Annotated in this window: 14 protein-coding genes and 2 tRNA genes; 11 read left to right on the top strand and 5 right to left on the bottom strand. The window is 56.4% G+C overall.

Annotated elements, in window-relative coordinates:
* Positions 1-145 precede the first annotated feature (145 nt).
* On the bottom strand, positions 146-1,105 hold the full coding sequence (locus H9X86_RS10920; RefSeq protein WP_204901555.1) for a cadherin-like domain-containing protein: 960 nt from the start codon (positions 1,103-1,105) through the stop codon (positions 146-148).
* Between the two features lie 65 nt (positions 1,106-1,170).
* Complete coding sequence (locus H9X86_RS10925; RefSeq protein ID WP_204901556.1) at positions 1,171-2,340, bottom strand: FtsW/RodA/SpoVE family cell cycle protein; 1,170 nt, start codon at positions 2,338-2,340, stop codon at positions 1,171-1,173.
* Between the two features lie 115 nt (positions 2,341-2,455).
* On the opposite strand from H9X86_RS10925, the gene tsaE reads away from it, so the two are divergent.
* Genes tsaE through upp form a run of 3 tightly spaced genes read left to right on the top strand, consistent with a single transcriptional unit; the run spans position 2,456 to position 4,246 of the window.
* Positions 2,456-2,881, top strand: coding sequence for a tRNA (adenosine(37)-N6)-threonylcarbamoyltransferase complex ATPase subunit type 1 TsaE (gene tsaE / locus H9X86_RS10930; RefSeq protein WP_204901557.1), 426 nt, complete (start codon positions 2,456-2,458; stop codon positions 2,879-2,881).
* Positions 2,878-3,588, top strand: coding sequence for a tRNA (adenosine(37)-N6)-threonylcarbamoyltransferase complex dimerization subunit type 1 TsaB (gene tsaB / locus H9X86_RS10935; protein ID WP_204901558.1), 711 nt, complete (start codon positions 2,878-2,880; stop codon positions 3,586-3,588). The genes tsaE and tsaB overlap by 4 nt, the downstream gene beginning before the upstream one ends.
* 28 nt (positions 3,589-3,616) lie before the next feature.
* Positions 3,617-4,246, top strand: coding sequence for a uracil phosphoribosyltransferase (gene upp, locus H9X86_RS10940; RefSeq protein ID WP_204901559.1), 630 nt, complete (start codon positions 3,617-3,619; stop codon positions 4,244-4,246).
* A 100-nt stretch (positions 4,247-4,346) separates the two neighbouring features.
* Here the strand turns inward: upp and H9X86_RS10945 are convergent.
* Positions 4,347-4,433 (bottom strand) — tRNA-Leu (locus H9X86_RS10945).
* A gap of 139 nt (positions 4,434-4,572) precedes the next feature.
* Here H9X86_RS10945 and H9X86_RS10950 point away from each other — a divergent pair.
* Positions 4,573-4,658 (top strand) — tRNA-Leu (locus H9X86_RS10950).
* Between the two features lie 188 nt (positions 4,659-4,846).
* Here the strand turns inward: H9X86_RS10950 and H9X86_RS12555 are convergent.
* Together H9X86_RS12555 and H9X86_RS10965 are read right to left on the bottom strand one after the other, a co-directional pair.
* Positions 4,847-6,241 carry a tyrosine-type recombinase/integrase gene (locus H9X86_RS12555; RefSeq protein ID WP_243416931.1) on the bottom strand — a complete coding sequence of 465 codons (1,395 nt, stop codon included), beginning with the start codon at positions 6,239-6,241 and terminating at the stop codon, positions 4,847-4,849.
* A 120-nt stretch (positions 6,242-6,361) separates the two neighbouring features.
* Positions 6,362-6,877: a helix-turn-helix domain-containing protein gene (locus H9X86_RS10965; protein WP_204901560.1), complete on the bottom strand. Its 516-nt coding sequence runs from the start codon at positions 6,875-6,877 to the stop codon at positions 6,362-6,364.
* Between the two features lie 148 nt (positions 6,878-7,025).
* Here H9X86_RS10965 and H9X86_RS10970 point away from each other — a divergent pair, with 148 nt between their 5' ends.
* The 7 genes from H9X86_RS10970 to H9X86_RS11000 all read left to right on the top strand — a co-directional run bounded on the left by H9X86_RS10970 (position 7,026) and on the right by H9X86_RS11000 (position 10,216).
* The gene (locus H9X86_RS10970; protein ID WP_243416932.1) at positions 7,026-7,229 is read left to right on the top strand and encodes a helix-turn-helix domain-containing protein; all 204 of its coding nucleotides are present in this window, start codon (positions 7,026-7,028) and stop codon (positions 7,227-7,229) included.
* 41 nt (positions 7,230-7,270) lie between these two features.
* Entirely contained in the window at positions 7,271-7,516 is a 246-nt protein-coding gene (locus tag H9X86_RS10975; protein WP_204901562.1) for a DNA-binding protein, read from the top strand.
* The gene (locus H9X86_RS10980; protein ID WP_204901563.1) at positions 7,513-7,776 is read left to right on the top strand and encodes a hypothetical protein; all 264 of its coding nucleotides are present in this window, start codon (positions 7,513-7,515) and stop codon (positions 7,774-7,776) included. Before H9X86_RS10975 ends, H9X86_RS10980 begins: the two co-directional genes overlap by 4 nt.
* 49 nt (positions 7,777-7,825) lie before the next feature.
* Positions 7,826-8,374, top strand: a complete 549-nt coding sequence (locus H9X86_RS10985; protein WP_204901564.1) for a hypothetical protein — start codon at positions 7,826-7,828, stop codon at positions 8,372-8,374.
* Positions 8,375-8,578: 204 nt separating this feature from the next.
* Positions 8,579-9,154 (top strand): hypothetical protein, encoded by a 576-nt coding sequence (locus H9X86_RS10990; RefSeq protein ID WP_204901565.1) that lies wholly within the window; start codon positions 8,579-8,581, stop codon positions 9,152-9,154.
* Positions 9,057-9,824, top strand: coding sequence for a rolling circle replication-associated protein (locus H9X86_RS10995; protein ID WP_204901566.1), 768 nt, complete (start codon positions 9,057-9,059; stop codon positions 9,822-9,824). Before H9X86_RS10990 ends, H9X86_RS10995 begins: the two co-directional genes overlap by 98 nt.
* A gap of 143 nt (positions 9,825-9,967) precedes the next feature.
* Positions 9,968-10,216: a cysteine-rich KTR domain-containing protein gene (locus H9X86_RS11000; protein ID WP_204901567.1), complete on the top strand. Its 249-nt coding sequence runs from the start codon at positions 9,968-9,970 to the stop codon at positions 10,214-10,216.
* Positions 10,217-10,482 lie beyond the last annotated feature (266 nt).

Below are 10,482 nucleotides of genomic sequence, written 5' to 3' on the forward strand. Positions count from 1 at the left end.
GAGTTGGGAGAACTCCAATTTGCGCATCATATTTGCCGTTATTCCCCAAACTATGACCAGAACCCCTGTTTTCGCTCAATGAAAACAGGGGTTCTTCGACAGTCTGAAAGCTGGACAGAACATGTGTTCTGTCCAGCTTTTTCACTTATTGAAACCAGCTGCTTTCTCGGCTGTCCATGACATCCAGAGCAGCGCTGAGCATCTCGGCGGCTTCACCCCGGGTGAGGGTATCAGAGAGGGCTGCGCCGGGGGCCACCACGTCCAAGGCCTCCAGGTTGGCCACAGACTGGCTGGCCCAGGCGGGGATCTCCTGGCTCACTGAAGTGGTGTGGACGGGGATGTCTGTGGTGCACAATAGCCCCTCCAACATGACAGCTGCCTCCAGCTCCGTGATGGGGTCAGAGGGGGAGAATACCACTTGGCCGTCCTCGTTTTGTTCGCCCAGTCCTGTCCCTTGCATCACAGCGGCGGAGACATATCCCTTGGCCCAGGCTGAGATATCGGCATCATCATAGAATCCGGTGGCTGAGATGTCCTCCAGAGGCTGTGTCTGAGTCACTGCCATGGACAGCACCAGAAATTCTTCCCGGGTGAAGGGCTGATCGGGATCAAAGTAGGCCACGCCTGCCATTTGTCTGCCCACATAGATGCCCTCTTCAGCCAGACGCATGGCTGCATAGTGGGCGGGATCTCCGTCCAGATCCGCATAGGAGACCCCACAGGTGGGCACTGAGATGGTCACCTCCACGGTGGCAGGCTCCGAGGTGTTGCCCATGCTGTCGATGGCCACATAGGAGAAGACGTCGGAGCCCTTTTTGTTCTCATAGGGGGTGTACCAGAAGGTGGAGGAGTCCTTCTCATCCTGGGTCACCTGGCCCCGGGCGGGGCTGTCCACCACCTGATAGGTGAGCAGATCACCCTCGGGGTCTACGGCGGAGAAAGTGCTGGTGATGGCGATGTCCTGGTAAGTGGATAGGGTAAGATTCTGCGCCACAGGGGCGGCATTTTCCTGGCCGGTGCTGACGGTGGTGACCACGGCGGCGGACACCGGCATGGTCAGGGCCCCTGCCAGCAGCAGGCACAAAAAGGGAAGTCGGTATTTCACAAGAGGGTGCCTCCTTGCTCAGAGTTGATATCTCTAGCATGCACCCAGCTGTGAAAAATATTCGATCAATTTCGGTCTTTCAGCCAGCTGGGCAGGGGACGCATTTTGATGCCGGACACCATGCCCATGGCCACAAACAAGGTGATGGTGGAGGAGCCACCATAGCTGAAAAAGGGAAGGGTCAAGCCGATGACCGGGGCCATGTACAGACACATTCCCACGTTGAGAATGGTCTGGATCATAAGCATAGCCGCAATGCCCATGGCGATGTAGGCGGACATATGGCTTTTGGCCTGCCTGGATACCCATACGCAGCGAAGGATAATGGCAAAGAGCAGAGCCAGCACTGCGCAGCAGCCCAGAAGCCCCAACTCCTCCCCGCACACGGCGAAGATGAAGTCGGTGTGCCGGGCCGGAAGGGTCTGAGAGAGGGCGGATTGGGTCTGCTTGCCGTTGAGATAGCCCATACCGGTGATTTGTCCGGAGCCGATGGCCAGCAGGGAACGGCTCTGCTGCCAGCCTCGACCCAGGGGGTCCAAATCGTGGTCGAAGATCACCCGAAAGCGCATGATTCGGTAGTCCGTCCAGAACTTGGTGTGGGGGAGTACGAAGTTCCATAAAAGCACCACACAGGCCACCAAAGGAATACCCACGCCCAGGAACCAACGCTTCTGAACGCCTCCAACCCAAGCCATAATCACAAATATGAACAAGTAGACCAGCACCATGCCGTAGTCTCCGGACACCGCCGCCAAGAGCCCGGCAAAGAGAAAGGTCAAAGCCACATATTTGGCGATGGAGACAAAGCGGCTCACGCCGAAGGAGCGCTGGTGATGAATGAGCCAGGCCAACACGCAGATGTAGGCCAGCTTAGCCATCTCGCCGGGCTGAAAGCCGGTGGACAGACCGGGGAGAAAGACCCAACTGCGGTTGCCGGTTCCGTCGTCCCGGCCAAAGGGCAGCAGGAGCAGGATGACTGCAAGCCCAACCACCAGAAATACCTTCCACCATTTTTCCAGGAGAAATTCCACATCCACAAAGGTGATGAACATGTAGATGACGATACCCAAGCAGAGAAATATGGATTGCTTCAAGGGATAATTATGGAGGGATGGGTCAAATCGGGTTGCGCTGTACACCAGTACGATGCCAAAGAGATTGGCACACACGCACAGGGCGAGGAGCAGCACATCCCCCTTTTTGAAAAAATCTCGAAGGTTATCCATGAGGTACATGGGCACCCTCCTCTCATAAAATGGGAAAACGCACAATGCAAAGATTAGTATAGCACATATGGCCGGGGTGTGCTATACTGTTCTGAAAGAGTTTTACAAGTTGAGGTGAAGGACTATGCAGATGATTACCCACAGCCCGGAAGAGACCAGGGCGTTGGGCCGTGCATTGGCAAAAGCTCTCTGGGGCGGCTCTGTGGTGGCATTTACCGGAGATCTGGGGGCGGGGAAAACCGCATTCGTCTCTGGAATGGCAGAGGGATTGGGCGTGGAGGAACGGGTGACCAGCCCCACCTTTACCATCGTCAACGAGTACGAGGGAGGGCGGCTGCCCCTGTTCCACTTCGACATGTATCGGCTGGGCAGCGCCGACGAGCTGTTCCACATTGGCTGGGAGGATTACCTGGCTCGGGGCGGCGTGTGCGCCGTGGAGTGGAGCGAGAATGTGGAGGAGGCCCTGGACGAGGACACTGTGCGGGTGGACATCTCCCGGGGCGACGATGAGAACACCCGAGTCATCACCATTGAGGGGGTAGAGGTATGAAGATTTTGGCGCTGGAGACTTCTGCTGTCACCGCTTCGGTGGCGGTGTGCGAGGACGAGAAGCTGCTGGGGCAGTGTTTTCAAAATAGCGGCCTGACCCATTCTGTGACCCTGATGCCCATGGTGAGTCAGCTGCTGGACAACGTGGGCCTGACTCTTCACGACATGGACGTGGTGGCTGTGGCCGCCGGGCCTGGCTCCTTCACCGGGGTGCGCATTGGCGTGGCGGCGGCCAAGGGTCTGGCCTGGCCGGAGGGGAAGCCCTGTGCGGCCTGCTCTACCCTGGAGTCCATGGCGTGGCAGTGCGCTCATATGGAGGGAGAGATCTGCGCTGTGATGGATGCACGGCGCAATCAGGTCTATGCCGCCCGGTTCCTGGCCCACGGCGGGGAGCTGACCCGACTGAGTGAAGATGCCGCCATTGGTCTGGAGCAGCTGGCGGAAGAACTTGAAAAATCAGACAATGCGAAATTTCTCGTTGGAGACGGCGCTGGTTTGTGTTATAATTTCCTGAGAGAGCGGGGAATATCCACCCAGGTCATGCCGCCCCACCTGGTCTATCAGACTGCTTGGGGCGTGGCCCGTGCAGGGCTGGAGCTGGCCCGCCGCAATGAGCTGGTCTCTGGGGCTGCTATGGCGCCCCAGTACCATCGACTGAGCCAGGCAGAACGGGAACGACTGGCCCAGGGAAAATCTTTGACGAAATGACCGATAAAAGAAAAGGGGTTTGACGATTATGGAAAAAGTACACGTTTTGGACCATCCTCTGTTGCAGCACAAACTGTCTATCCTCCGTGACAAGAACACCGGTGTGAAGGACTTCCGCAGCATCGTCTCTGAGATTGCAGGGCTGATGTGCTACGAGGCCACCCGGGATCTGCCTTTGGAGGATGTGACCATTGAGACCCCCGTGGCCACCGGTACCTTCAAGATGCTCTCCGGCAAGAAGCTGGCCGTGGTGCCCATTCTCCGGGCTGGCCTTGGTATGGTGGACGGCATTTTGAACCTGATCCCCTCTGCCAAGGTGGGACACATCGGCCTGTATCGTGACCCCGAGACTCTGGCTCCCGTGGAGTACTACTGCAAGATGCCCAGCGACATCGCCGACCGGGATGTCATCGTGCTGGATCCCATGCTGGCCACCGGCGGTTCTGCTGCTGCTGCCATCACCTTCCTCAAGGGCTACGGCTGCAAGCATATCAAGCTGATGAACGTGTTGGCCGCCCCCGAGGGCATTGCCTGCATCCAGAAAGAGCACCCCGACGTGGAGATCTACGTAGCGGGTCTGGATGAGAAGCTCAACGACCATGGCTATATTGTGCCCGGTCTGGGTGATGCCGGAGACCGTATTTTCGGCACCAAGTAATTGATACAAAACCAAAAAATCTCGGACCTGTCAGCAGGTCCGAGGTTTTTTCATAGAATAGCTGAGAAAAGAAAAAGGACATCCAATTTGGATGTCCTTTTGGTGCGCGAGGCGGGAGTCGAACCCGCACGCCCTTGCGAGCACTGGCACCTGAAGCCAGCGAGTCTACCAATTCCACCACTCGCGCAAGCGGTGTGTCGCCCGTAGCGACAAGAGATATATTATCACGGGTTGTCCTGTTTGTCAACAGCATTTTTCAAAAAATGATGATTTTTTTGTGTTGACAAATGAGACACCGTGAGCTATAATAAACAGGCTTGAGATATGCGGATGTGCTGGAACTGGTAGACTGGCTAGCTTGAGGTGCTAGTGGCTCATGGCCGTACGGGTTCGAGTCCCGTCATCCGCACCACATGAAAAATCCCGGAAATCGTTGCGCTGCAACGGTTCCGGGATTTCGTTTTTTCGCCCACCCCTCTGTTTGGTCGTTGTTTGGTCGTTACGCCCTCAAAAACGGCCCAATGTGTCCAACTTGGACACAGGAAAGAGCGGGGCAGCGGTCGTTATTTGACCAGCTGCACCCGCTCCCAGGTGGTGATATTATGCGCTGCCTCTGGCCTTGCGCTGCCCGCCAAAGTCCAGGGCGGCGGCTACGGCCTCCCCTGCCTTGGCCTGGGCCTCTGCGAAGGTGTGGGCGTAGATGTTGAGGGTGGTAGTTACCTGGGAGTGTCCCAGGGATGCGGAGACGGTGCGCACGTCTGCGCCGCTGCTGATCAGCAAAGAGGCGTTGAGATGTCGGAACTGGTGAACGCCTAGAAACCGCTGCCCGGTGTCCTGGCAAAAGCCTTGCAGCCAGTGGTATGGAGTGTTGGGGTGCATCGGCTCCCCAAAGGCGTTGACAAAGAGCCGCTGGGTGTCGTGCCACTGATCGCCCAGCATAAGCCTTTCCTGGGCCTGTGCGGCCCGGTGCTTGCGCAGCACATCAAAGACCACGGCGGGCAGCTTTAGGGTGCGCTGGCTCTGCACGGTCTTGGTGGTGTCGGTGAATGTCCCCCGCTCCTTTAGGTACTGGCTGGTGCGCCGGATGCGTACCATGCAGTTTTCAAAATCCAGGTCTGGCCACTCCAGGCCCAGCAGCTCCCCACGGCGAAAGCCCCCGTAGATAGCCAGGACGAAGAAAGCCCGGTATTTGGTGGGGGCGTTGTCCAGGCTCTCCAGGAAGGTTTGTGCCTCCTCCAGGGTGTAGCACTCTTTCTCTGTGCGCTCTGTGGGCGGCAAGGTCACATTCTGGGCGGGGTTATGCTGTATCATACCCATGCGCACGGCGTACCCCAGGACGGAGGAGACAAAGCCGTGATAGTTGCGTATGGTCTTGGGTGACAGAGTTACTTTTGCCGCTTCTGTCTCAAAGAGGGCGGCATAGTCCATGCCCAGGGCCTGGGCCAGCTTCTTGGCAGAGGGCATGGAGACGGATTCGCCTCGGCAAGCACTGGAGACTGTGGAGCGGCTGAGACCGGCTCGGACGGCTAAATCCTTCTGTAAGATCTCCCGCTCCCCCAGAAGGGCAACCAGATCGACCTTGGAGCGGGCGTGGCTCTCCCGCTGGCTGATACCCGGCTTCCCCAGGTCGTTGATAAAGGATTGAATGTGCCGGGGTGTCAGCTTGTCCAGCCGGATATGACCCAGGGCGGCATAGGTGCGCTCCTCCATCTGATGGAGGCGGGCCACGCTGCGGGGCCGTAGGTTTGGCTCTGCGTACTCCTCAAACCACCCCTTGCAAAAGGTCTCGAATTTGACCGCACCGCCCCAGCCCTGCCCGGAGCATTGCTCCTGGAATAATACCGCTTGGCGTTGCAGTTCCTTTTCAATCTGTTTGGGGGTCATGCCCGGAGCGGGTTTCCAGGTGGTGGAGCGGGTGACTTGTTTCCCCTTGGCATCATAGCCGCAATAGGCACGGATGCGGTAGGTGTCTCCTCGTTTTGTGATGGTGGGCATGGTTTTACTCCTTCCCTTTCCCGGCCCTGTGTGGTACAATAGAAAGGCAAACAGGGCCTATATTAGCGTGTGGGGCTGTTGCGTTACCCGTCCCGGTGTTGGTAGCACCGGGGCGGTTTTTTATTTGGCACGATAATTCGGATTCAAATAAATATCTCTGACACTGCTCATTGCCAGCAACTTTCCTTCAAGGTTAAGGCGGTTTATGAGTAGTGCAATGTAATACTTGACATCAGCCGCTAGGGAACCATCATCTTGCAAAGGGGGGGCGATTAGTTTGTTTATTTCGGAAACAAGAAAATCATCTCCCAATTCAGATAGATACTCTGTTGATAGATTATCTATATTTCTGAGCTTTTGCAAATCATCTTCCGTCAAATCACCGGAATTAACAATCCGGTCAAATATCTCGTAAATTTCATCTGAGTAAAATTCGTATGGGTGGTTAGAAAGAAGACGATTTAGTGGAACATCTAGCGCCTCTGCAAATCGTTTTAACGTTTCGATTTTTGGCTTGCGTAAATTAGTCTCATACTGGCCCACCATTGATGCGGAAACGCCCAGTAAATTAGCAAATTCTTTTTGGGTTAACCCCTTCTCTTTTCTGAGTTGCCGTAGGCGTTGGCCTAGATCCATAACAGCACCACCTTTCATAGCTTGCTTTTACAATAGCATATGCAAAATAAAAAAACAAGCAAAAGTTAAAGTTTCTCTTGACACAAGCAAATGCTTGTTTTATTATTGACACAAGCAAATGCTAATATTCGTGAAAGTAGGTGACAATATGCGTGTTGACCGTGTGAAGTTTGCCACTGAGTTGGCAAAAGCAGACATGAACATTAAGCAGCTTGCGGAGCGGGCGGGGTTGTCCAGAGTGACAATTACATCCGTTAAGGGTGGCAAGTCCTGTTCCAAAACAACGGCGGAAAAATTGGCTGCTGGCTTAGGGGTTCAAGTACAAGACATCGTGCAAGAGGCTGGAAAATAGAAATGTGTCCAACTTGGACACATCACAGAGGAGGTAACACAATGGCAGCATTACCAAGGATGCGAAATGCAGAAGGCGTGATTGCAGAGCTGAAAGCCCAAGACCCGGGGACGAAGATCACGTTGAACTTCATCCGGGGCCTGATACGCAGCGGGGAAATTCCCGTTGTCCAGGCCGGGGTGCAGAAGCTGGTGAACCTGGATTTGGTCTTTGACTACCTGGCAAACCAGGGAACGGCCCAGCCCATCCGCTACAAGCCTCTGCCCGGGGAGAGGCCCAGGGCATGAGGGCGGCTTGTGAGTGTACCGCCCTGGCCCTGCTGCTGGGGCTGGCGGTGTGTGCGGATGGAATAACGGCCCTGCCTGGTGGCTGGTGGGTCTTGTATGGGGGGATTGCCCTGGCCTACATCGTGGGGCAGCTGCCCACCCTATGCCTTTTCATCCTGGAGCGGGCGCAGCCATTCCAACCCGCTCCCAAGAGCAAAAAGAAAACCGCCCCGGTGTTGCAGCACCAGAGCGGCAGAGTGAAAACCCATCACAGCAAATGACTAGGAGATTTCACGCCCCTATTTTACCGGGGCAGAAGGAGATTGTCAAATGGAAAAACTGAATATCAAGAGCGGCAAGCAGATTGCGGATCGTATTCGGGAGGCATTGGCCGGGATTGTTCCGGCTGACATTATGCGCTTCTACGGAGCGGAGAACTACGACACCGGGGAAGTCATGTTCTGTATGTCCATTTGGGACTTGGAAGAGAAGTATACCATGAATGACTTGAAGATCACCAGCGGCCGCCGGCTGGCTGCCAAGGTGAGGAAGGCCCTGGAGGGCATGGTGCCCGGTGATTCCATTGAATTTGTGGACGAGTTTGCCTATGGGGATATACACTTCTCCATGCGGTTCCTGGTACCCTCTATGGAGCTGCTGCGGGGCGAGAAAAGCCCCCGTGGGTGTGTCCCGGTCTCAGAGGTTCCCGGCCTGGTGGTCAAGGATGGCACGGCATACAGGGAGGCCGGTGGATGCTTGTTCCCGGTGGGCGGCGTTCTTCTCTGCAATGGGGTTGAGTGCATCCCAGGGCTTGGTGGAGACAAAGACCTTGATATATCAGGCCAACCCTGTGCATCGGGGCAAGCCTGCGGGAAATGAGAATACATAGACGGAGCGGGAGGGAATTTCCCACCCGCTCCCCAAAGGCAAGTGCATAACGGTGCCAGAGCCTGAGCCAGTCCTGGAGACCTCCAGGCAGGGCCTGAGCCAGAGCGAACAGTGAACGAGGGGTATAACACCCGCTCGTTGTGGGCTGTTGCTCTGGCTTTTTTTACAACCTGGCACAGATATGGAGGGGAACACATGGAGAGGACCAAAGAGGAATGGCAACGCTATAACATAAATCTGTCCTACAAGACCCTTGTGGGGCTGCTGGAGACCAACTTTCCAGAGGGGGCCTGTGTAATTACTCTGGACTACTGGAGGGACTATCCGGCTCCTGGGAAGCTGCGGGCAAGAGATCAATTCGTAGCCTGGAAAAGGTCAGCCAGGAGAAGGCTGGGAGCGGTATTCCCGCACATTTACGCCATGGGCTGGAACGAGAAAGGGGATAGGTACCCCATACACCGGGTCATTACTGCCCTGCCTGTGGCTTCTGCGGCCTTTGTTGCGGGGTACTGGGGGTATGGAGACCCGAAGGTTGAGACTGTGCCCAGGGAGGGCCTGGAGGCCCTGGCAAGGCTGATGATGCGGGAGGAACTGGAGAAGGGCCGTGTACGGGAGTTTAGAAAGCATACATGGGATTCTAATGGACTGGTGAGGCCGGGGAAGGCGGGGAAGAATGGCAAAGCGGAAAAAGACCATCATAGCGGGGAGCATTGTCAAGACGATTCTATACACGGCCCCGGAACCCAGGGACGGGGAGCGGGCCAGGGCTGAGAAGTCACGCATGACCAGCGCAGCTCAAAAGGCCATGAATGACAAGACCGCCCGTGGGCGGCTGGAAATGCTGCTGGCTGCAAACTTTGAAGGGCAAGACCTCTTTGTGACCCTGACATACCGGGACGCTGATCTACCAGCCAGACGGGCCGATGCAGTCAAGAACGTGCGCAAGTTCATCAAGCAGCTGCGGGCGCACCGTAGGGCCAGGGGCCAGGAGTTGAAGTATGTCTATACCACCGAGGGCAAGCACGGGGAGGGCCGCTTGCACCATCACCTGGTAATCAACGCCACGGAGCGGGACATAGAGACCATACGCAGCCTGTGGCCCTATGGGGACATGGTGGACATAGAGTATGTCGGGGCCAGAGATTATGAGGAGCTGGCCCGATACATGACCAAGGAGAGTGTGGAGGGCCGTCCTGTGGGGGCGCAGATGTGGACACGCAGCCGCAACCTGGAGCAGCCCATAGTGGAAACGTGCTTTGTGTCGGATGATACGGCCCTGGCTGCTCCCACAGATTGTACCGTATTGGAGCGGGAGGAGCGGGTGACCGGGTACGGCAGTTACAGTTACATAAAATACCGGGTGCCGCCCTGGAGGCGGCAGCAAATCCGCCACCAGAGGGCGGGCATAGAGGACAAGCCTGGGCCTCTATATCTGACTTGAAGCAGTATATAACTTTAGAACAGGGCGCATAGAAACAGCTGCAACGCCCTTGCGTGGCCCTTTGTTTCCGGGTAAGCTGTTGACGGGGGCAAAGATTCACACGCATGGGCGGGCGTGAGAGAATACAACCGGGGGTTTGAGCTATGAACAGAATTTCCAACGAACTGAAATGCAAAGTCACCACGGGGGTGGCGTGGGTCATGTGTCCGGTGTGCGGACACGGCAAGCTGCTGAAGCTGACCGGACAGACCAGGGCGGCGGGCCTGGTGCTGTTCTGTCGGCGTTGCAAGCATGAGAGCGTGGTGGAGATCGTGCCAAGGGGCGGCGAGCATGGTCTCCCACGGGTACAGCTGGCAGCGGGAGCCACGGAAAACCGGGCAGAAAACGCATGAAAATGGCCCGCAAAACGGCGAAAAAAGAGGCCAGTAGAGGGGCAAAAACGACTAAAACAAGGGGGTAAACAGGGCAAAATACGTTAAAAATCACGCTGTTTTTGAGCAGAAAAAAGGCCTGGAGGCTACGCACACACGCACATACACACGCAGGAGCGGGCGCAGGGCCTACGGCCCCACAGCCCCCCTATTGCGGCTTCTGTGGGGGCCTCTCTGGGGACCGATGGGGGGAGATAAATTACAGCGGGCGTGATGCGGGAGGGGGG

Source organism: Pseudoflavonifractor capillosus (assembly GCF_016902575.1).
In the GTDB taxonomy this organism is placed as follows: Bacteria; Bacillota; Clostridia; order Oscillospirales; family Oscillospiraceae; genus Enterenecus; species Enterenecus capillosus_A.